19 protein-coding genes and 1 tRNA gene are annotated in these 19,829 nt (G+C 70.2%); 10 read left to right on the plus strand and 10 right to left on the minus strand.

What is annotated here, in order from left to right:
* Positions 1–40: 40 nt before the first annotated feature.
* The 5 genes from pgl to EV292_RS03835 all read right to left on the minus strand — a co-directional run bounded on the left by pgl (position 41) and on the right by EV292_RS03835 (position 4,384).
* Complete coding sequence (gene pgl / locus EV292_RS03815; RefSeq protein WP_132907818.1) at positions 41–745, minus strand: 6-phosphogluconolactonase; 705 nt, start codon at positions 743–745, stop codon at positions 41–43.
* Between the two features lie 585 nt (positions 746–1,330).
* Positions 1,331–2,794, minus strand: coding sequence for a glucose-6-phosphate dehydrogenase (gene zwf, locus EV292_RS03820; RefSeq protein ID WP_132907819.1), 1,464 nt, complete (start codon positions 2,792–2,794; stop codon positions 1,331–1,333).
* A 21-nt stretch (positions 2,795–2,815) separates the two neighbouring features.
* Positions 2,816–3,745 carry an N-acetyl-gamma-glutamyl-phosphate reductase gene (gene argC / locus EV292_RS03825; RefSeq protein ID WP_132907820.1) on the minus strand — a complete coding sequence of 310 codons (930 nt, stop codon included), beginning with the start codon at positions 3,743–3,745 and terminating at the stop codon, positions 2,816–2,818.
* Positions 3,742–4,104, minus strand: coding sequence for an SH3 domain-containing protein (locus tag EV292_RS03830; protein ID WP_243693584.1), 363 nt, complete (start codon positions 4,102–4,104; stop codon positions 3,742–3,744). The genes argC and EV292_RS03830 overlap by 4 nt, the downstream gene beginning before the upstream one ends.
* On the minus strand, positions 4,049–4,384 hold the full coding sequence (locus EV292_RS03835) for a MarR family transcriptional regulator (protein ID WP_132908177.1): 336 nt from the start codon (positions 4,382–4,384) through the stop codon (positions 4,049–4,051). The genes EV292_RS03830 and EV292_RS03835 overlap by 56 nt, the downstream gene beginning before the upstream one ends.
* A 264-nt stretch (positions 4,385–4,648) precedes the next feature.
* On the opposite strand from EV292_RS03835, the gene secG reads away from it, so the two are divergent.
* The 3 genes from secG to EV292_RS03850 all read left to right on the plus strand — a co-directional run bounded on the left by secG (position 4,649) and on the right by EV292_RS03850 (position 8,756).
* Positions 4,649–5,038, plus strand: coding sequence for a preprotein translocase subunit SecG (secG, locus tag EV292_RS03840; protein ID WP_132907821.1), 390 nt, complete (start codon positions 4,649–4,651; stop codon positions 5,036–5,038).
* 84 nt (positions 5,039–5,122) lie between these two features.
* Entirely contained in the window at positions 5,123–6,757 is a 1,635-nt protein-coding gene (locus EV292_RS03845) for a CTP synthase (protein ID WP_132907822.1), read from the plus strand.
* A gap of 130 nt (positions 6,758–6,887) precedes the next feature.
* Positions 6,888–8,756, plus strand: coding sequence for a methyl-accepting chemotaxis protein (locus EV292_RS03850; protein ID WP_132907823.1), 1,869 nt, complete (start codon positions 6,888–6,890; stop codon positions 8,754–8,756).
* A 138-nt stretch (positions 8,757–8,894) separates the two neighbouring features.
* Here the strand turns inward: EV292_RS03850 and EV292_RS03855 are convergent, their stop codons facing one another.
* Complete coding sequence (locus EV292_RS03855) at positions 8,895–9,362, minus strand: Hsp20 family protein (protein ID WP_132907824.1); 468 nt, start codon at positions 9,360–9,362, stop codon at positions 8,895–8,897.
* 209 nt (positions 9,363–9,571) lie between these two features.
* Here EV292_RS03855 and EV292_RS03860 point away from each other — a divergent pair, with 209 nt between their 5' ends.
* Entirely contained in the window at positions 9,572–12,010 is a 2,439-nt protein-coding gene (locus tag EV292_RS03860; protein ID WP_132907825.1) for a TonB-dependent receptor, read from the plus strand.
* A gap of 108 nt (positions 12,011–12,118) precedes the next feature.
* Here EV292_RS03860 and EV292_RS03865 read toward each other — a convergent pair whose 3' ends face one another.
* The 4 genes from EV292_RS03865 to moaA all read right to left on the minus strand — a co-directional run bounded on the left by EV292_RS03865 (position 12,119) and on the right by moaA (position 14,863).
* Complete coding sequence (locus tag EV292_RS03865) at positions 12,119–12,724, minus strand: hypothetical protein (protein WP_207913327.1); 606 nt, start codon at positions 12,722–12,724, stop codon at positions 12,119–12,121.
* 214 nt (positions 12,725–12,938) lie between these two features.
* Positions 12,939–13,013 (minus strand) — tRNA-Asn (locus tag EV292_RS03870).
* 66 nt (positions 13,014–13,079) lie between these two features.
* On the minus strand, positions 13,080–13,859 hold the full coding sequence (locus tag EV292_RS03875; protein ID WP_132907826.1) for an NAD kinase: 780 nt from the start codon (positions 13,857–13,859) through the stop codon (positions 13,080–13,082).
* A complete protein-coding gene (moaA, locus tag EV292_RS03880) occupies positions 13,856–14,863 on the minus strand; it encodes a GTP 3',8-cyclase MoaA (RefSeq protein ID WP_132907827.1) in 1,008 nt (335 codons plus the stop codon). Before moaA ends, EV292_RS03875 begins: the two co-directional genes overlap by 4 nt.
* An 86-nt stretch (positions 14,864–14,949) precedes the next feature.
* Between moaA and EV292_RS03885 the strand changes: the two genes are divergently transcribed.
* From EV292_RS03885 to EV292_RS03910, 6 genes are all read left to right on the plus strand, one after another.
* Positions 14,950–16,215 (plus strand): GGDEF domain-containing phosphodiesterase, encoded by a 1,266-nt coding sequence (locus tag EV292_RS03885; RefSeq protein WP_132907828.1) that lies wholly within the window; start codon positions 14,950–14,952, stop codon positions 16,213–16,215.
* On the plus strand, positions 16,212–16,601 hold the full coding sequence (locus tag EV292_RS03890; RefSeq protein WP_132907829.1) for a hypothetical protein: 390 nt from the start codon (positions 16,212–16,214) through the stop codon (positions 16,599–16,601). Before EV292_RS03885 ends, EV292_RS03890 begins: the two co-directional genes overlap by 4 nt.
* A complete protein-coding gene (locus EV292_RS03895; protein ID WP_132907830.1) occupies positions 16,598–17,005 on the plus strand; it encodes an SgcJ/EcaC family oxidoreductase in 408 nt (135 codons plus the stop codon). The genes EV292_RS03890 and EV292_RS03895 overlap by 4 nt, the downstream gene beginning before the upstream one ends.
* Before the next feature lie 70 nt (positions 17,006–17,075).
* Positions 17,076–17,750 carry a monofunctional biosynthetic peptidoglycan transglycosylase gene (mtgA, locus tag EV292_RS03900; RefSeq protein WP_132907831.1) on the plus strand — a complete coding sequence of 225 codons (675 nt, stop codon included), beginning with the start codon at positions 17,076–17,078 and terminating at the stop codon, positions 17,748–17,750.
* Between the two features lie 59 nt (positions 17,751–17,809).
* The gene (locus tag EV292_RS03905) at positions 17,810–19,444 is read left to right on the plus strand and encodes a DNA polymerase III subunit gamma/tau (protein ID WP_132907832.1); all 1,635 of its coding nucleotides are present in this window, start codon (positions 17,810–17,812) and stop codon (positions 19,442–19,444) included.
* The gene (locus EV292_RS03910) at positions 19,441–19,764 is read left to right on the plus strand and encodes a YbaB/EbfC family nucleoid-associated protein (protein ID WP_132907833.1); all 324 of its coding nucleotides are present in this window, start codon (positions 19,441–19,443) and stop codon (positions 19,762–19,764) included. The genes EV292_RS03905 and EV292_RS03910 overlap by 4 nt, the downstream gene beginning before the upstream one ends.
* Positions 19,765–19,829 lie beyond the last annotated feature (65 nt).

Consider the following 19,829-nt stretch of genomic DNA (forward strand, 5'->3'; position numbering starts at 1 on the left):
TCAAGTCCCGCGAGGTCGGAATACGTATTCGGCGGTGGACTCAGGCGGCCCAGTGGATGTCGACGGGCAGCTCGACGTCGGCGAGCACGCGGCCGATCGGATAGGGCGAGCCTGCGCCCTCCTTGATGGCGTCCTCGATCACCTTGCGCTTGGCATCGCCGGTCACCGCGATCATCAGCGCGCGCGCGGTGGCGATCGCCTGACGGCTGAGCGTGACTCGCGCCACCGGCGCCTCAGGCGGCAGCGGATCGGGCATGACGCCCAGCGCGCGGCGCTCCTTGGGCCCGTTGAGCGCCTCGTCATAATCGGGGCCGGGGAAGATCGAGGCGGTATGGCCGTCGCCGCCGACGCCGAGTAGGCACAGGTCGAGCGGCCAGTGCAGGTCCTGCATCAGCGCGTCGGCGGAGCGGCCCGCGGCCTTATAATCGTCGGTCGCCTTGGGCACGATCGGCATCACGCGCGCGCCCTTGGGGATGAAGATCTTGCCCAGCGCGGTGACGTTGGAGAGCGGGTCGCCGAGCGGGACGATGCGCTCGTCGCCGGGGATGATCGTCACGCGCTTCCAGTCGAGCTTGGCCTGCGCCAGCTTCTCATAGGCGGGCAGGGGGGTCTTGCCGCCTGCCAGCGCGATCACCGCCGAGCCGCGCGCGTCGATCGCGCTCTCGATGACGAACTGGATGTCGCCCGCGACGGCGTCGGCCAGCTCGGCCGCGTCGTCATATTCCCACCATTCGATCTCGGTCATGTCTCTCTCCGTCGCGACGCTCGGGGTCGCGCTGGTCGCCGCGCGGGTACGCGCCGGCAGGGTCGTGGCCCTGCTTTCGCAGGAAGTTGCGTAAGGTCAACCGAGCAATGCGGTGATGGGGGCGAGGGGGGCCTTGTCGCACGTTCAAGCGCGTGCCTGCGTCAGCCTTCGCCCCGGCGCCCTCGGACTGATGCTACACCCTCCCGTCGCACGGACCGATGCTACACCCTCCCGTCATCCCGGACTTGTTCCGGGATCCACCGTTCTGCGAACGCACCGCACGTTGCTCGCGCGCCACCATGGATCCCGGCGCAAGGCCGGGATGACGGTGATGAAGAGCAAGCCGCCTTTTGGGTCCGCACCAACCGTTCCGCGAACGCACCGCACGTTGCTTTCGCGGTGGGATGGATCCCGGAACAAGTCCGGGATGACGGGAGAAAGGGAGCGGTCCGCGACGTTCGCGGAAATCACGCGTATGCTCCGGGCGTTCAGGCGATTCGTGCTCCTGCGCACGCAGGAGCCCAGAGCCACCAGCGCACCGCCCGACAACCCCGCGCTCCTGCCTGCGCAGGAACACCGAACAACTCAATCGTCATGCCAGCTCACGCCGTCGCGCTCGGTCAGCGCGATCGCGCCGGCGGGGCCCCATGTACCCGCCGCATAATGTTTCGGCTTGGTCTGCGCCGCGGCCCAGCCGGCGCGGATCGCGTCGATCCACCGCCACTGCGCCTCGACCTCGTCGCGGCGGACGAACAAGGTCTGGTCGCCCTCGATCAGGTCGAGCAGCAGCCGCTCATAGGCGATGCGCCGGCGCGAGCCCGCGAACTGCGCGTCGAGGCTCAGGTTGAGCGGCACCTCGCGCAGCTTGATCCCCTCGCGGTCGAGCCCCGGCTCCTTGGTCATCACCAGCAGCTGGATATATTCCTCGGGCTGAAGCCGGATGATCAGCTTGTTGGGCTGGAGCAGCCCGCCGCGGCCCGAGAACATCGAGTGCGGCACCGGCTTGAACTGGATCGCGATCTCGCTGCGGCGCTTGGCCATGCGCTTGCCGGTGCGCAGGTAGAAGGGCACGCCCTGCCAGCGCCAATTGTCGACGAACGCCTTGATCGCGACGAAGGTCTCGACGTCGCTGTCATAGCCGAGCTCGGAATCGTAGCCGCGCACGACCTTGCCGCTGACCGCGCCCTCCTCATACTGGCCGGTGACGGTATAGCCCTGCACCTCCTCCGGCTTCATGTGGCGCAGCGAGCGGAACACCTTGGCCTTCTCGTCGCGGATCGCGGTGCCGTCGTACAGCGCCGGCGGCTCCATCGCGATCAGCGCGACCAGCTGGAGCACGTGATTGGCGACCATGTCGCGCAGCGCGCCCGCGCCCTCGTAGTAACCGGCGCGATCCTCGAGCCCGACCGTCTCAGCGATCGTGATCTGGACGTTGTCGATCCCGGTCGCGTTCCAGATCGGCTCGAACATCGAGTTGCCGAAACGCAGCGCCAGGATGTTCTGCACTGTCTCCTTGCCGAGATAGTGATCGATCCGGAAGATCCGGTCCTCGGGGAAGGCGGAGGCGACGGTGTCGTTGATCTCGCGGCTCGACTCGAGGTCGTAGCCGAGCGGCTTCTCCAGCCCGATCCGCACCGTGTCGCCGGCGAGGCCGACGCTCTCCAGCCCGCGCACCGCGGGTTCGAACAGCGAAGGCGCGGTGGAGAGATAGATCGCCAGCCCGCTCGACACGTCGCCGATCTTGTCGGCGAGCGGCTGGAAGCTGTTCGGGTCGGACAGGTCGGCTGGCTGGAACTGGAGCCGCTGGAGGAAGCTGTCGATCGCGCCCGCGTCCTTGCGGTCGGCCGGCAGGAACTCGTCGAGCGCCTTGCGCGTGACGTCGCGGAAAGCGTCGTCGTTGAGGTCGCTGCGCGCCGAGCCGGTGATCGTCAGCCCGGCGGGCAGCAGCCCGTCGGCGTGCAGCCCGTAGAGCGAGGGCAGCAGCATTCGCTTGGCGAGGTCGCCGGTCGCACCGAACAGCAGCAGCTTGCCCACCGGATTGCGCTCCATCTGAGTCTCCTGCGTCGCTTTCTAGAGGGTCAGACCGGCGACGGGGTCGAAGCCGGCCATGATATTGAGATTCTGCACCGCCGCACCGGCGGCGCCCTTGCCGAGATTGTCGAGCGTGGCGATCAGCAGCGCCTGGCCGCTGGCCTGGTTGCCGACGACGCGCAGCGTCATGCGATCGGTCCCGGCGTCGTCCTCGATCTTCACCACGGTCGCGGCCTCGTGCGCGAAGCGGACGACGCGCTCGCCGTCATAGGCCGCGGCCAGCACCTCGGAGAGGTCGGTGAGCGTGGCGGGGCGGGCGAGTTGGCTGAGGTGAAGCGGTACCTGCACCACCATACCGCGATAGGTGCGCGCCACCGCCGGCTGGAAGATCGGCGCGACGCTGAGCCCGGCGTGCCGCGTCATCTCGCCGACATGCTTGTGCGCGAGCGCCAACGCATACGGCCGGAAAGCCGTCGCCGCCTCGCCGCCCTCGAACTCGGCGATCATCGCCTTGCCGCCGCCCGAATAGCCCGACGCGGCGTTGACGCTGAGCGGCGCGTCGGCGGCGAGCAGCCCCGCGCGCACGAGCGGGCGGACCAACGCGAGGAAGCCGGTGGGATAGCAGCCCGGATTGGTGACCCGACGCGCCGCCGCGATGCGATCGGCCTGGTCGGGCTCCAGCTCGGCGAGGCCGTAGGTCCAGTCGGGGGCGACTCGATGCGCCGTCGAGGCGTCGATCACGCGCGTGCGTTCGTTGGCGATCATCGCCACCGCCTCGCGCGCGGCGTCGTCGGGGAGGCACAGGATCACGACGTCGGCGTCGTTGAGCGCCTCGGCGCGCGCCGCGGGGTCCTTGCGGCGCGCCTCGTCGATCGTCACCAGTGCGACGTCACCGCGGCCGGCGAGCCGCTCGCGGATCTCCAGCCCGGTGGTGCCCGCCGCGCCGTCGATGAAGACCGAGACCGTCACGCCGCGCGCACCGTCGCCGCGTCGACATAGCCGACGAGATTGGCGTCCACCGCTATCCCCCAGGCGACGCCGCCGGTGAGGTCGAGCAGGTCGAACGCGGCGCCTGCGGGCAGCTCCGCCAGCGCCGGCGAGGCAGGGTCGCGCGACTCGCGTAACGTCGCCGTCGCGGCGAGCGCACGGCGCAGCGGCGCGGCGTAATGCGGTGCGAAGACGCGATCGGCGAGGCGGACGTCGGCGATGTCGGCGCGCACGGCGTGGGTGCGCGGGTCGAGCGTGCGCGACCGCCCCGTCAGCGTGAAGCCGCTACGCGGTGACGTGCTGCTGCCCGACGGCGCGGGCGGGCGGGTGGTCGCCGTCACCGATGAACTGGCCGAACTCCTCAAGAAAATCTGCCCCTTCGGATGTACGCGCGACGAAGATGTTGCGCTTGTCGCTGTCGTCGCGTTGGCGGCGCAGATAGCCGAGCGCACCCAGTCTGTTCAAGGCGCGCGTCACCACGGGTTTGGAGACGTTGAGCACGCGCGCCAGCCCTCGCACGGTATGCGGCCCGGGCCGCAAGTAAACGACCAGGAGAAGCGCCATCTGGCGATTGGTGAGATCGGGCTCGCCCGAGCGCACGTAATCGACCAGCGCGTTCATCCACGAACTGAGTTCGGGTTGCGCAAATGTTGCCACGGCCTCGTCCCGCTTGTATCGCGCCCGGTCCGTTCCGGGTTTGTGCGGGAATAACGCCTGCTTCCGCGGCTGGTTTCAGCCATGTCACGAATTTGCGAGGCGAAATCGTCCCGGAACCATGGCGAGCGGCGCGGTTGATCCGCGCCCGTCGCTCCCCTATGTGGCCGGCATCCGGCGTGCGCGACCCATCGTGCGCGCCCCTCGCTGAATCGGACCCGCGTCGCTCCCATGTTCACCTTCCTGCTCGTCGTCCAGGCCATCATCGCGGCTGCCCTCGTCACCGTGATCCTGATGCAGCGCTCGGAAGGCGGCGGCCTGACCTCGTCGGGCAGCCCGTCGGGGCTGATGTCGGCGCGCGGCGCGGCCGACTTCCTCACGCGCGCCACCTCGGTGCTGGCGGGGATCTTCGTGGCGATGAGCATCCTGCTCGCGTTCCTCGCCGCCAGCCGCGGCGCGGTGTCGGTCGACACCTCGCTGCAGCGGCGCGCACCCGCGGCACAGACCCAGGCGCCTGCGCAGCCCGATGCGGCGACTCAGGTGCCGCTCGCGGGCGACTCGGCCAATGCCGCCGCACCCGCGCCGGCGCCGGCCGACAACGGCGTGCCGCTGGCGCGCTGATCGCCCCCACAGCGTCGACTCGTCGCGCGCGGCCCCACCGCGCGCTTGCCCTCGCTCGTACTCTAAGGATAAGCAGTTCGCCCCATGGCGCGGTATATCTTCATCACCGGCGGCGTGGTCTCCTCGCTCGGCAAGGGTCTCATGGCAGCGAGCCTCGCGGCGCTGCTCCAGGCGCGCGGCTATCGCGTGCGGATCCGCAAGTTTGACCCCTATCTCAACGTCGACCCGGGCACGATGAGCCCGTATCAGCACGGCGAGGTGTACGTCACCGACGACGGCGCCGAGACCGACCTCGATCTCGGCCATTACGAGCGTTTCACCGGGGTGGCGTCGCGGCAGTCGGACAACGTCACCTCCGGGCGCATCTACAAGACGATCATCGAGCGCGAGCGCCGCGGCGACTATCTCGGCGCGACGGTGCAGGTGATCCCGCACGTCACCGACGCGATCAAGGCGTTCGCGCGCGCCGAGACCGACGACCTCGACTTCGTGCTGTGCGAGATCGGCGGCACGGTGGGAGACATCGAGTCGCTGCCGTTCATCGAGGCGATCCGCCAGCTCAAGAACGAGGTCGGCCGCGGCAACGCCATCTCGGTCCATGTCACGCTGGTGCCGTACATCGCCGCGGCGGGCGAGCTGAAGACCAAGCCGACGCAGCATTCGGTGCGCGAGCTCGCCGCGCTCGGCGTCCAGCCCGACGTGCTGGTGTGCCGCTGCGAGAAGCCGCTGCCGGTGTCGGAGCGCGCCAAGATCGCCTTGTTCTGCAACGTGCCCGAGAGCGCGGTGATCCCCGCGCTCGACGCCGCCAGCATCTATGCGGTGCCGCTGCAATATCACGCCGAGGGGCTCGACTCGGAGGTGCTGCGCGCCTTCGGCATCACGCCTTCCTCGCCGCCCGACCTCAGCCGCTGGCAGGAGATCGTCGATCGCCTCCAGCATCCCGAGGGCGAGGTAACGGTGGGCGTGGTCGGCAAATATGTCGGCCTGCAGGACGCCTATAAGTCGCTCAACGAGGCGCTGGTCCACGGCGGGATCGCCAACCGGGTCAAGGTCAACGTCCGCTGGATCGATGCCGAATTGTTCGAGCACGACGACGAGGAGATCGTCAGCCAGCTCGAGCCGCTCGACGCGATCCTCGTCCCCGGCGCCTTCGGCGAACGCGGCGCCGAGGGCAAGATCAAGTCGGTGCGGTTCGCGCGCGAGCGCGAGATCCCCTATTTCGGCATCTGCTTCGGCATGCAGATGGCGTGCATCGAGGGCGCGCGCGACCTCGCCGGCATCGCCGAGGCCTCGTCGACCGAGTTCGGCCCGACCGAGCAGCCCGTGGTCGGCCTGATCACCGAGTGGATGGGGCGTGACGGCCTCGAGCAGCGCGAGGCGCAGGGCGATCTCGGCGGCACGATGCGGCTCGGCGCCTATGACGCGACGCTGGCGGGGAACAGCGTGGTCGCCTCGATCTACGGCGACACGCAGATCTCCGAGCGGCATCGCCACCGCTACGAGGTCAACACCGGCTATCGCGAGGCGCTGGAGAAGGGCGGGCTGGTCTTCTCGGGCATGTCGCCCGACGGCACCTTGCCCGAGATCGTCGAGCGGCCCGATCACCCGTGGTTCGTCGGCGTCCAGTTCCACCCGGAGCTGAAGAGCAAGCCGTTCGACCCGCACCCCCTCTTCGCCAGCTTCATCGAGGCGGCGCTGCGGCAGAGTCGTCTGGTCTGACGATAGCGGCGCGGCGTCGTCACCGCGACGTCGCGTTTCGCCGACCGGCGGCTCGGCCATCATATAATTTCGGGGACACCGGAACGCGCGCTGCGGAGGCGGGCGGGAGGTGAATGGAGCGATCCCCGGGATGAACCATTTGCGCATCGCTTACCGCCTGATGATCGCCTTCTCGGTCGTCCTGGTCCTGACTCTCGCGACGAACCTGCTGGCGCTCTCCAATGTCACCCGCGTCGAGGCGATCGCGGAGGAGCTCGGCGCCAACCGGCGGCTCACCTTTGAGGCGACCTCGTCACTCAATCTCGCCGTGATGCGCTACCGGCTCGCGGAAGGGGCGTTGGTGATGGCGCGCGGGACGACCGGCGCCGCGACCGCCAGCGCCGAGATGACGGAACAGGCGCGCAGCGCGGACGCGCGCCTCGCCGAATTGAGCAACCGGCTACGCTCGGACGAGACGCGGGGGATGCTCCGCGACTTCGAGCATGACTGGGAGACCTATAAGAACGAGAGCGCGGCCTTGGTACGGCGCGGTGATCCCGCGACGTTCAGCGCGCATGCCGCGCGCTTCATCGGCATCAACCGCGACGGCGCGCAACTGCTGTCAAGCCAGTCGGCCTCGCTCGACGATGCGCTGGCGACCGCGCGCGACATCATCGCCACGGCGCGCTGGACCACCTGGGGTGCGATGGCATTCGCAGTGCTGCTGGTCGCGGGGCTGCTGGTGCGGCTGATCGCCGCGATCGCCCGCCCGCTGCAACAGGTGACGGAGGCGCTGCTACGGCTCGCCGAGGGTGACCATAGCGTCACCCTCTCGGGCACCGAGCGCGGCGACGAGATCGGCAATGTCGCGCGCGCGACGATGCAATTGCGCGACCGGCTCGACGCCGCGGAGCAGGAGAAGGCGCGTCAGGCCACGCTGATCGTCACCAGCGTCGGCACTGGCCTCGACGCGCTCGCGCGCGGCGACCTCACCGCGCGGGTCGATTCCGAGCTCGACGGCGTGTTCAGCAAGCTGCGCAGCGACTTCAACAATGCGATCGACTCCATGGCCGCGGTGCTGGCCACGGTGCAGGACGGGATCGACGGCATCGCCGAGGGGTCCGCCGAGATCCTCCAGGCCAGCGACGACCTGTCGCTGCGCACCGAGCGTCACGCCGCCAGCCTGGAGCAGACGTCGGCGGCGATGCAGCAGGTGAGCGACACGGTGCGTCAGACCGCGGAGGGCGCGGCGCGGGTCAATGTCGTGGTGGTGGAGACGCGGACCGACGCCGAGCGCTCGGGCGAGGTGGTGCAGCGCGCCGTCGATGCCATGTCGGGCATCGAGCGTGCCTCCAAGGAGATCGGCGACATCATCGCGGTGATCGACGGGATCGCGTTTCAGACCAACCTGCTCGCGCTCAATGCCGGAGTCGAGGCGGCGCGGGCGGGTGACGCCGGACGCGGCTTCGCGGTGGTGGCGCAGGAGGTCCGCGCGCTCGCGCAGCGCTCGGCCGACGCGGCCAAGGACGTCAAGACCCGGATCACCGCCTCGGCCGAGCAGATCGGCGTCGGTGCGCGGCTGGTGACCGATGCGGGCGAGGCGCTCGCGCGCATCATCGCGCGCGTCGGCGAGATCAGCACCTTGGTGGCGCAGATCGCCGAATCGGCGCGGCAACAGTCGACCGGGCTGGAACAGGTGACCCGCGCGGTCGCGGACATGGATCAGGTGACGCAGCAGAACGCCGCGATGGTGGAGCAGACCACCGCGGCGGCACGCGGGCTCGCGGCCGAGGCGGAGCAACTGGCGGAGGAGATAGCGCGCTTCGTGCTCGACCGCGCGCCGCGTACCCGCGACGCGGTGATGCGGCCGCAGCAGCTCGCCGGCCCGGCGCCGCGGCTACCGCGCCCGGTGCCGCGGCTCACCGCGGCGGAACGGTCGCCGGCCACCGCCCGCCAGCGTCTCGGCGACGGTCGGCGCGGCGGCACCACCGTGAATGAGGAGAGATGGTCGGATCACTGACCCGTGACGGCGACCGGCGCACCCGCCGCGACGCCGCCGGCCGCAAAAGGAAAGGCGCCCGAGCCTGACGGCCCGGACGCCCCCACCGACGCCTCGAAAGGGAGCAAAGAGGCGCCGATCTTGCTCGCGCGACTGCGGTTACGCGGCCTTGGCCGCGTCGGCGGCCTTGTCCTCCACCGCGGCGAGCTGCGGACCGGTCTTGATCGCGATCGACTTCGGCTTCATCGCCTCAGGCACCTCGCGGACCAGATCGATCACCAGCAGCCCGTCGTTCAGCCGCGCATCCTCCACGAACACGAAGTCGGCCAGCTCGAACCGCCGCTCGAAGCTGCGGTTGGCGATGCCGAGGTGGAGAAACTGCGCATTGTCCCCGCGATCGTCCTTCTTGCCGGCGACCAGCAGCAGGTTCTGCTGCGCGGTGATCTCGATCTCGTCGCGGGTGAATCCCGCCACGGCCAGCGTGATGCGGTAGCGGTCGTCGGCGACGCGCTCCAGGTTGAACGGGGGGTAATTCTCGGAAATGCCGCGCGCATTGGCCTCGATCATGTCGAACAGACGGTCGAAGCCGATGGTCGAGCGGCGATAGGGAGTCAGGTCGAAACGCATGTTCAAATCCTCCGATGAGCTATTTGAAGCAAGGCGCCCGGTTCTCCGCGACGCCTCTGTTCGTACGGCCCGGCCAGCGGCGCCGCACGCCTTCGTAGATGGTGGCGCGGCGAAGCGTTTCAAGCCCCGGCTAAACTCCTAGTTTGTTGATGGATTATCTCCGTTAGGCGATGCAGGAGCGAAGAACCGAGGTAAACAGGGGGTCTCCGATGTCCGTCACGCTCGCGCTGCTCCTGGCGCAGGCCGCCGCGCCGCCCGCGGTCGCGCAGGAAGCGCCCGCCGCGGCGCCGGCCACCACGCCGGATGCGGTCGTCCAGGCCGAAGAGGATCCCGAGCGCGGCCGGCTCGGCCCGGCGCAGCAGGGTGGCGGCGACATCGTCGTCACCGCGCGGCGCCGGGCCGAAAGCGTCCAGCGCGTGCCGCTCGCGGTCTCGGTGATCGGCGGTACCGCGCTCGCCGAGACGGGCGCGTACAATGTCAGCCGGCTGACCCAGATCCAGCCGACGCTGCAATTCTACTCGACCAACCCGCGCAACTCGGCCGCCAACATCCGCGGCCTGGGCGCGCCGTTCGGACTCACCAACGACGGGATCGAGCAGGGCGTCGGCATCTATGTCGATCAGGTCTATTATTCGCGCATCGCCTCGGCGACCTTCGACTTCACCGACACCGAGCGGATCGAGATCCTGCGCGGGCCGCAGGGCACGCTCTACGGCAAGAACACCACCGCGGGGGCGATCAACATCACGACCCGGCGGCCGAGCTTCACCCCCGAGGCGCGGGTCGAGCTGACGACCGGCAACCTCGAATTCCTCCAGGCCAAGGCCTCCGCCTCGGGGCCGCTGATCGACGACACGCTGGCGATCCGCCTGTCCGCCTCGGTCACCTCGCGGCGCGGCACGATCTACAACACGCGCACCGGCGCGTACGTCAACGCGCAGGACAATCGCAGCCTGCGCGGCCAGCTCTTCTGGCAGGCGGCGCCCAACCTCGATCTGACGCTCGCGGGCGACTATAATCACCAGGATCCGGACTGCTGCGCGCAGATCTTCGCGCGCGTCGGCCGCACCCAGCGCCCGCTGAGCCGCCAATATGAGGCGCTCGCCGCCGCCTTCGGCTATGCGCCGCCGTCGCGCGACGCCTTCGACCGGCTGACCGACCTGGATACCCCGCTGCGCGCGCGTCAGGAGCTGGGCGGCGTGTCGCTGGTCGCCAATTGGGACGTGGGCGCGGCGACGCTGACCTCGGTCTCGGCGTGGCGCTTCTGGGACTGGGATCCGTCCAACGACCGCGACTTCATCGGCCTGCCGATCACCACCGTCTCGGCCAACCCGTCGCAGCAGGAGCAGGTGAGCCAGGAGCTGCGAATCGCCTCCAATGGCCGTCACACGATCGACTATGTCGCGGGCCTGTTCTACTTCCACCAGACGATCGACACCCAGGGGCTGCAGGTGCAGGGGCCGGCGGCGAGCCGGTGGCTGCTCAATCCGGGCGATCCGCCGTTCGGCGCCAACGGCTGCGCGCGCCCGAACAGCGCGGCGTGCAATCCCGTGATCCTCGACGGGCTGACCGCGCGCAACACCATCGGCTTCAGCAACACCTCGGCCGCGGCATTCGGCAAGCTGACCTGGCATCTGGGGGAGCGTTTCTCGATCGCGCCGGGCGTGCGCGTCAATTACGACAAGAAGCGCGGCTCCTACGTCTCGCTGGTGACGACGGGGAGCGGCTCGACCGAGCTCAGCAGCGATCAGCGCGGCGTGCTCGCGCCACAGGCCTACGCGCCCGACTTCGACAATTGGAACGTCTCGGGCGACATCACCGCCGCCTGGGACATCGCCGCCGACATCCACGGCTATGCCACGTACGCGCGCAGCTACAAGTCGGGCGGGATCAACCTGTCGGGCCTGCCGCTCGACGCGAACAACAACCCGATCCTCAGCGCCGCGACCGTCGCGCCCGAGAAGGTCAACCATTATGAGCTGGGCCTCAAGACGCAGTTCCTCGACCGTCGCGCGACGCTGAACCTGGCGGCCTTCTGGACCGACATCTCGGACTATCAGGCGACGGTCACCAACGGACAGCTCGGCGTGCTGCGCGGTTATCTCGCCAATGCGGGGAAGGTGCGGACGCGCGGCGTCGAGCTCGACTCGGCGTTTCGCCCGACGACGCGCCTCAACGTCTACGCCAACGCCGCCTATACCGACGCCGAATACGTCGATTTCACCGACGCGCCGTGCCCGCCCGAGCTGTCGGGCGGCAGCAGCAGCCCGGCGAATTGCGACATCTCGGGTCAGCGTCTGCCCGGCATCTCGAAATGGGCCTTCTCCTACGGCGCCGAATATGCGGTGCCGGTGACGCTCGGCGGGGAGGGCGGAAACGTCTACCTCGGCTATGACGGCAGCTATCGCTCGAATTTCTCGAGCAATCCGTCGGAGTCGATCTACACCAACATCCACGGCTATTCGCTGTCCAACGTGCGGCTGGGCTATCGCAGCGATCGCGGGCTCAACGCCTTCCTGTGGCTCCGCAACGCGTTCGACCAGAATTACTATGAGCTGCTGGCGACGCAGTCGGGCAATACCGGGCTGGTGGTCGGCCAGCCGGGCGACCCGCGCACCTACGGGGTGACGCTGTCGGCGAGCTTCTGAGGCGCGCACGCGGGCTGTCACCGCGGCGGGTCTCGCCTCTGCCACGGGGCCAAAAAAAGGGCCGCGACCTCGCCGGTCGCGGCCCTTGCATCATGGGTGCGGCGCGGATCAGGACGCTTTGGGCAAGCGGATCGTCGGCCCGACCGTCTCCACCACGCGGCGCGCGTTGAAGGCGCGGACGTTGCCCGGCTCGGGCTCGCCCTTGAACATCACGATCTCGGCCGACGCCTCGTAGCGATCGACGGTGCGGATGTCGGCGCCGCCGCCCCAGCCGCCCCACGGGCCGCCCCAGAAGGGATCCCAGGCGCGATAGCCGAAGCCACGGCCGTAGAAGCCCCAGCGCGGCCCCCACAATCCGCCACCGAAGGCGCCGAAGCCGGGACCGAACCCGCCATAGCCGGGCGTGGAATAGGTGCGCGCCTGGCGATCGGTGTCGCGATCCGCCATCACGAAATAATCATAGCCATTCTGCAGCGTCAGCTCGGCCGAGCGGAACAGCAGGTAGCGTTCCACCACGTCGCGGTCGGTCACGGTGTTACCCGCGAAGGTGACGCGGAAGCGGTTGGGCTCGATGCGGGTGTCGCTATAGCCGGTGCGATAGAAGCCCGATCCGGTCGCCGGGCGATAGGCAGTCTCGGTCGCGCACGCCGCGACCAACGTGGTGCTGGCCGCCAGCGCTATGACAGCGGCGGTGCGGCCCCATTTCTTCAACATGGCGAGTCACTCCAATCGCACCAGGGCGGCACGACTGGCGTCGTGTAGCCGAGGCGAGTGGAACGTGCGATGAACGGAATGGCTCCGATTGCCAAGGGGGTGCGACGGCAGGGCGCGTATCAGGCGTCACGACGGGGGACAGGCGCCGGCCGACGGTCGCGGTTCGGGCCCGGACGTCGGAGCGACGTCGCGTCAGGCATCGGCTGATGTGGAGTGGCTCCCCGAGTTGGATTCGAACCAACGGCCGCTCGATTAACAGTCGAGAGCTCTACCGCTGAGCTATCGGGGAACGCTGTGGAGGGGGTCTATAGCCGGGGTTTCGCGCGGCGCAATACCCTTTGTGACGGTTCGGCGATCACGCGACGAACTGTTCCATCGCGATCCGGTCGTCGAGCGCATGCTCGGGGTCGAACAGCAGCGTCAACTCGCGCGCCCGGTCCATCGCGATGTCGACGCGTGCGACGTCGCGCACCTCGCGCTGGTCCGCCACCGCCGAGACCGGTCGCTTGCCCGCGTCGAGCACGCGCAGCGACACGCGCGTGCGGTCGGGCAGGATCGCGCCGCGCCACCGCCGCGGGCGGAACGCGCTGATCGGCGTGAGCGCCAGCATCTGCGACCCCAGCGGCAGGATCGGCCCGTGCGCGGACAGATTGTATGCGGTGGAGCCCGCCGGGGTCGCCACCAGCACGCCGTCGCACGACAATTCGTCCATCACGATCCGGTCGTTGATCGTCACCTCGACCTTGGCGGTCTGGCGCGTCTCGCGCAGCAGCGACACCTCGTTGATCGCGGGCAGCGTGTGGACGCGCCCGTCGACCCCGGTGGCGGTGGCGGTGAGCGGGGTGACCTGAAAGGCGCGCGCGCGCTCGATCCTCCCGTCGAGGTCGTGGCGCCGCCACTCGTTCATCAGGAAGCCGACCGTGCCCAGGTTCATGCCGAACACGGGGACGATCGCGCGCCGTCGCTCGAGCAAGGTGTGCAGCGTCTGGAGCATGAAGCCGTCGCCCCCCAGGGCGACCACCATGTCGGCCTCCTCGAGCGCGCACCAATCCCAGGTGTCGGCGAGTTCGGCGCGCGCCGCCTGCGCGGGGGCGGTCGGCGAGGCGACCAGCGCCCGCCGCGGATAGCTCGTCATCCGCCGGTGACGCTCATGTGCCGCGCCACCGCGGGGGCGGCATCGCGCGCGATGCGGAAATCGTGGCGGCGCGGCTTGGTGCGCAACGCGTCCTCGATCGCCTCGTCCAGCGCGGCGACACCGCCCGCGCGCAACGCGGCGCGCAGGTCGCGCTGATCGTCATGGCCGAGGCAGGTGTACAGCCGCCCCTCGGTGGTGACGCGCACGCGGTTGCACCCGTCGCAGAAATTGGCGGTGAGCGGCGAGATCAGCCCGAGCCGCGTCGCGCCGCCATCCACCCGCCAGTAACGCGCCGGCCCGCCGGTGCCCGCGGCGTCGCGTGTCAGCGCGAAGTCGCGGTCGAGCCGCTCTTTCACCGCGGTCAGCGGCAGGAAACGATCGGTGCGATCCTCATCGATCGCGCCGAGCGGCATCGTCTCGATCAGCGTGAGGTCGTGCCCCTCCGCCGCGCACCAGCGCAGCATCGCCGCAATCTCGTCCTCGTTGAGGCCCTTGAGCGCGACCATGTTGATCTTGACCGCCAGCCCCGCCTCGCGTGCCGCGGCGATGCCGTCGAGCACCTCGGCGACGTCGCCGTGGCGGGTGATGTAGCGGAAGCGCGCGGGATCGCGCGTGTCGAGGCTGACATTGACCCGCCGGATCCCCGCCGCGACCAGATCGCGCGCATAGCGACGCAGCCGCGTGCCGTTGGTGGTCATGGTCAACTCGTCGAGCCCGGCGCCGACGTGGCGGCCGAGCCGCTCCACCAGCATCAGCACGTCGCGGCGCACCAGCGGCTCGCCACCCGACAGCCGCAGCTTGCGCACCCCGCGCGCGATGAAGCGCTCGGCGATGATCGCCAGCTCCTCCAGCGTCGCGATCTGCTCGCGCGGCAGGAAGGTCATGTGCTCGGCCATGCAATAGCGACAGCGCAGGTCGCAACGATCCGTCACCGAGACACGCAGGTAGCGGATAGTGCGGCCGAACGCATCGACGAGGGGCGCTGGCGCGCGATCAAGATCCATGCCCGTCACAACGAGAGAGCTAGGGAGTCGTTCACGGCGGGGCAAGATCGCATTGAAGCGTCGCGCGGCTCGCCCTACGAAGCGGCATGGAGCGGCGGTCACGGGCGATGCAGCGGGGCGGTCGGCGCCCGGGGGAGCGCGCGGCGAGCGCCGAGCAGCTGCGGCTGGTCGCGGCCCATGCGGGGCGCGGCGTCACCGCGATCGTCGCGGCGCCGACCAGCTTCGAGATCGTCAACACCGCCTACGGGCGCGCCGCGGGGGATCGGCTGGTCGCGGCGATGGCGGCGCGGCTGACCGAGGAGTTGGCGGGGCATGAGGCCGCGGCGGTGCGCGGCGGCGCGACCTTCACCATCGTCGTCGCCGGCGACGCCGCGACCGGTGACGCCGCGGTGGGCATGATCGAGCGCGCGCTGGAACGCCCGTTCGAGATCGACGGCGAGGTGATCCACGTCGGCGCGCGCATCGGCGTCGCGCGCATGACCGAGGACGAGCCGGCGGAGCATCTGCTCCGCCGCGCGGCGGAGGCGCTGGCGCGCGCGCGGGCCAGCGACGGCGCGACCACGCGCGTCGCCGCCGAGCACGAGGGCGTGCCGCTCGCCGCGCTGGCGGCCGATCTCCACCGCGCGATCGAGCGCGGCGAGATCGACGTGCGGTTCCAGCCACAGGTACGGCTCGCCGACGGCGTCGTGACGGGGGTCGAAGCGCTGGCGCGCTGGCAACATCCGCGCCTGGGGGTGCTCGGCGCGGAGACGCTGCTCGCGGCGGCGCATCGCGCCGATCTCGGCGTCGCGCTGTCGGATCAGGTCCAGGCGCTGGCGCTGGCGCGCGCGGCGCGCTGGCCGGAGCGGCTGGCGCGGCTCCGCGTCGCGGTCAACGTCACCGCGGCGGACATGGCGCGCGCTCCCTTCGTCGAACGCTTCCTGGCGCGCGTCCGCGAATCGGGGATCGGCTTCGATCGGGTGACCGCCGAGGTGACCGAGAACGGGCTGATCGACGATCTCGACGGCGCCGCGGTGTCGCTCGCGGCGCTGCGCGCGGCGGGCTGTCGCGTCGCGCTCGACGATTTCGGCACGGGCTATTCCAGCCTGTCCTATCTCACGCGCCTGCCGCTCGATTATCTCAAGATCGACCGTAGCCTGACGCAGACGATCACGCGCGAGGCGCGCGATCGCGTGGTGGTGGAGGGGGTGATCGCGATGGCGGCGGGGCTGGGGCTCGAGTCGATCGCGGAAGGGGTGGAGAGCGAGGCGCAGCGGGCGGCGCTGGCCGCGCGCGGGTGCACGATGTACCAGGGCTTCCTCTGCGCCGGCCCGCTCGACAATGTCGCGCTGGTGACGAGGCTGGCGGCATGACCGTCGACCCGCGCGACCTCAGCGGGACATGGTACGGCCGCTATCACGGCAGCGACGGGGTCCAGACGAACAGCTTCATCGCGCTGCTCAGCGAGACCGCCGGCCGCGTCAGCGGTTCGATCAGCGAGCCCGACGATCTCGGCATGGAGGCGACCCGCCGCGCCAGCGTCGACGGCCGGCGCGTCGCCGCGCAGCTCGCCTTCGTGAAGCAATATGACGGTGCGGTGCTGCTCCACGCGGTCCATTATATCGGCACGATCAGCGACGACGGGGTCGAGATTCGCGGCAGCTGGTCGTTCGATCGCTACGCCGGCAGCTTCGTGATGACGCGTGAGCGGTTCACGCACGACGCGCTCGCGGCGGAAGAGGGGGAGTTGGTGCGATGACGACGATGATCCTGGTCGCGTTGGCCGCCGCCGCGGCCACGCCGCAGGCGCAGGTCGAGGCGGCGATGGCGGACAGCGCCGCGGGCTGGAACGCGGGCGATCTCGCGCGCTTCACCGCCCTCTACGCGCCCGACGCGGTCTATGTCGCGGGCACCGAGGTGGCGCGCGGCAAGGAGGCGATCGCCGCGCGTTACGCCAAGAGTTTCACCGGCGGCACCAACAGCCGCGGGCGGCTCAGCTTCCAGCCGGTGATGTGGCGCCCGCTCAGCGCGGTGCATCTGCTCCACGTCGCGCGGTGGACGCTCACCCCCGCGGACGGGGCCGCGCCGCAGAGCGGGCTGACGACGCTGCTGTTCGAGCGGCGGCGCGAGGGCTGGCGGATCATCTCGGACCATAGCAGCTGACCCGCGAGCGCCGCGAACGCCGTCGGCGGTGCGGCTTCTCAGCGCCGCGGTCGGCGGCTACCTAGCGGCGATGTTTCGTCTTCTCGGCCTCGTCCTCAAGCTCGTCCTCGGCTTCGTGCTGGTGTCGGTCGTCTGGGTGCTGCTCTACGCCGCGGTGCCGGTGCCGTTCACGCTGACGATGGCGGGCGATCTTGTCGCGGGGCGGGGGGTGACCAAATCCTGGCGCGCGCTCGGCTCGATCGACCCCGATCTGGCGCGCGCGGCGATCGCGGGCGAGGACAGCAAGTTCTGCAGCCATAGCGGGTTCGACTGGGGCGCGATCGCGGGCGCGGCACGGCACAACGCCGAGGGCGGGCGGATGCGCGGCGGATCGACGATCAGCCAGCAGACCGCCAAGAACGTCTTCCTGTGGCAGGGCGGCGGCTATGTCCGCAAGGCGCTGGAGGCGTGGTTCACGCTGCTGATCGAGCGGATCTGGGGCAAGCGCCGGATCATGGAAGTCTATCTCAATGTCGCCGAGACCGGGATCGGCACCTATGGCGCCGAGGCGGCGGCGATCCGCTATTTCAACCACGGCGCGGGGCGGCTCAGCCCGATCGAGGCCGGGCGGATCGCCGCGGTGCTGCCCTTGCCCAAGAAGCGCGCGGCGATCGACCCCAGCGGCTTCGTGCGGCGCCATGGCAACCGGCTGGCGCGCTACGTCGGGGTGGTGCGCCGCAACGGTCTGGACGCCTGCCTGCGCTGAGCGCGGCGTTCCCGCGCATCCTTCGACAAGTGCCGCCCGCCCCCCTATATCCTGCGGCGATGGCCGAATCCCTCGATCTCGAGACCCCGCCGCCGCCTGCGGGCGCACAGCCCTACCGCGTGCTCGCGCGCAAATATCGCCCGCAGTCGTTCACGGCGCTGATCGGCCAGGACGCGATGGTGCAGACGCTCGCCAACGCGATCAGGCGCGACCGTATCGCGCACGCCTTCCTGCTCACCGGGGTGCGCGGCGTCGGCAAGACCTCGACCGCGCGGCTGATCGCCAAGGCGCTCAACTGCGTCGGCCCGGACGGGCAGGGCGGCCCGACGATCGACCCGTGCGGCGTGTGCGAGCCGTGCCGCGCCATCGCCGAGGGCCGCCACATCGACGTGATCGAGATGGACGCCGCGAGCCACACCGGCATCGACGACGTGCGCGAGATCATCGAGGCGTCGCGCTACGCCGCGGTCTCGGCGCGCTACAAGATCTATATCGTCGACGAGGTCCACATGCTGTCGAAGGCGGCCTTCAACGGGCTGCTCAAGACGCTCGAGGAGCCGCCCGCGCACGTGAAGTTCCTGTTCGCCACCACCGAGGTGAACAAGGTGCCCGTCACCGTGCTGTCGCGCTGCCAGCGCTTCGACCTGCGCCGCATCCCCGCGACCCTGCTCGCCGAGCATTTCGCGCGCGTGGTCGAGGCCGAGGGCGCGCAGGCCGAGCCCGAGGCGCTGGCACTGATCGCGCGCGCCGCGGAGGGCTCGGCGCGCGACGGGCTGTCGATCCTCGACCAGGCGATCGCGCACGCCGATCTCGCCGGCGGCGGGGTGAGCGCCGACGCGGTGCGCGAGATGCTCGGCCTGTCCGACCGCAGCGCGGTGCGCGACCTGCTCGGGCTGGTGCTGGCGGGCGACGCGCCGGGCGCGCTCGCCGCGCTGCGCCGGCAGTACGATCTGGGCGTCGATCCGCTCGGCGTGATCCGCGCGCTGCTCGAGGCGGTGCACGGCGTCACACAGGTCAAGGTCGGCGCACCCGACGACGCGGCGCAGCCCGCCGAGGAGCGCGCCGCCTATCGCGACTTGGCCGGCAAGCTGTCGTTCCCGCTGCTCCACCGGCTGTGGCAGCTGTTCCTCAAGGGGCATGAGGAAGTGCAGCGCGCCGCGCTGCCGATCGAGACCGCCGAGATGGCGCTGCTGCGCGCGATCCACGCCTCGACGCTGCCCGACCCGGGCGAGCTGGCGCGCCGGCTCGCGAGCGGGACGGTGCCGGCGCCCGCCGCCGTCGCACCGGTGCCGCCGCCCGCGCCGCCGTCGCCCGCCGATCGTGTGCCGAGCGAGTTCGCGGGCGTGCTCGCGCTGCTCGACGAGCTCAACAAGCTCGAGCTGCTCGTCCGGCTCAAGCGGGGCGCCAGCGTGGTCAGCTACGCGCCGCCCGAGATCGTGCTGAGCGGCACGCGCCCGCTCTCCACCGACACGCTGACCGAACTCGCCGCGGTGCTGCGCGAGGCGACCGGCATGCCGTGGAAGATCGCGGTCGCGGACGCGCCCGGCGCGCCGACGATGTTCGAGGCGGAGCAGGATGCAGTGCAGGCCCGCCACGACGCCGCGCGAGCGCACCCGATCGTCGCGGCCGCGTTCGCCGCCTTCCCCGAGGCCGAACTGATCGACCCCAAACCAGCCAAGCGGAGTATCACGTGAAGGATCTCAACGACATCCTGGCGATGGCCCAGAACGTCCAGAACGAGTTGCAGAAGGCGCAGGAGAGCCTCGACACGATCGAGGTGGAGGGCGTCGCTGGCGGCGGGCTGGTCAAGGTGCGCGCCTCCGCCAAGGGGCGGATCATCGGCGTCGCGATCGACGATTCGTTGATCGTGCCGTCCGAGAAGCAGATGCTCGAGGATCTCGTCGCCGCCGCGTTCAACGACGCGCGCACCAAGGCCGACGCGGTTTCCTCGACCGAGATGTCCAAGATGACCAGCGGCCTGCCGCTGCCGCCGGGCTTCAAGCTGCCGTTCTGAGGCGGGACAGTCGGACCGTTGCGCGGCGGGAACAAGCGCTCGCCGCTCGCATTCCTCCGCTCACT

The organism is Sphingomonas sp. BK235 (assembly GCF_004345855.1).
Classification (GTDB): domain Bacteria; phylum Pseudomonadota; class Alphaproteobacteria; order Sphingomonadales; family Sphingomonadaceae; genus Sphingomonas.

Excerpts from the sequence above, each read along its gene's own strand:
- EV292_RS03885 (WP_132907828.1), top strand. The coding sequence starts at position 14,950 with ATGGAGCGGCGGTCACGGGCGATGCAGCGGGGCGGTCGGCGCCCGGGG.
- EV292_RS03855 (WP_132907824.1), bottom strand. The coding sequence starts at position 9,362 with ATGCGTTTCGACCTGACTCCCTATCGCCGCTCGACCATCGGCTTCGAC.
- EV292_RS03865 (WP_207913327.1), bottom strand. The coding sequence starts at position 12,724 with ATGTTGAAGAAATGGGGCCGCACCGCCGCTGTCATAGCGCTGGCGGCC.
- EV292_RS03850 (WP_132907823.1), top strand. The coding sequence starts at position 6,888 with ATGAACCATTTGCGCATCGCTTACCGCCTGATGATCGCCTTCTCGGTC.
- EV292_RS03845 (WP_132907822.1), top strand. The coding sequence starts at position 5,123 with ATGGCGCGGTATATCTTCATCACCGGCGGCGTGGTCTCCTCGCTCGGC.
- moaA (WP_132907827.1), bottom strand. The coding sequence starts at position 14,863 with ATGGATCTTGATCGCGCGCCAGCGCCCCTCGTCGATGCGTTCGGCCGC.
- zwf (WP_132907819.1), bottom strand. The coding sequence starts at position 2,794 with ATGGAGCGCAATCCGGTGGGCAAGCTGCTGCTGTTCGGTGCGACCGGC.
- EV292_RS03875 (WP_132907826.1), bottom strand. The coding sequence starts at position 13,859 with ATGACGAGCTATCCGCGGCGGGCGCTGGTCGCCTCGCCGACCGCCCCC.
- EV292_RS03835 (WP_132908177.1), bottom strand. The coding sequence starts at position 4,384 with ATGAACGCGCTGGTCGATTACGTGCGCTCGGGCGAGCCCGATCTCACC.
- EV292_RS03905 (WP_132907832.1), top strand. The coding sequence starts at position 17,810 with ATGGCCGAATCCCTCGATCTCGAGACCCCGCCGCCGCCTGCGGGCGCA.
- mtgA (WP_132907831.1), top strand. The coding sequence starts at position 17,076 with ATGTTTCGTCTTCTCGGCCTCGTCCTCAAGCTCGTCCTCGGCTTCGTG.
- EV292_RS03890 (WP_132907829.1), top strand. The coding sequence starts at position 16,212 with ATGACCGTCGACCCGCGCGACCTCAGCGGGACATGGTACGGCCGCTAT.
- EV292_RS03860 (WP_132907825.1), top strand. The coding sequence starts at position 9,572 with ATGTCCGTCACGCTCGCGCTGCTCCTGGCGCAGGCCGCCGCGCCGCCC.
- secG (WP_132907821.1), top strand. The coding sequence starts at position 4,649 with ATGTTCACCTTCCTGCTCGTCGTCCAGGCCATCATCGCGGCTGCCCTC.
- EV292_RS03895 (WP_132907830.1), top strand. The coding sequence starts at position 16,598 with ATGACGACGATGATCCTGGTCGCGTTGGCCGCCGCCGCGGCCACGCCG.
- pgl (WP_132907818.1), bottom strand. The coding sequence starts at position 745 with ATGACCGAGATCGAATGGTGGGAATATGACGACGCGGCCGAGCTGGCC.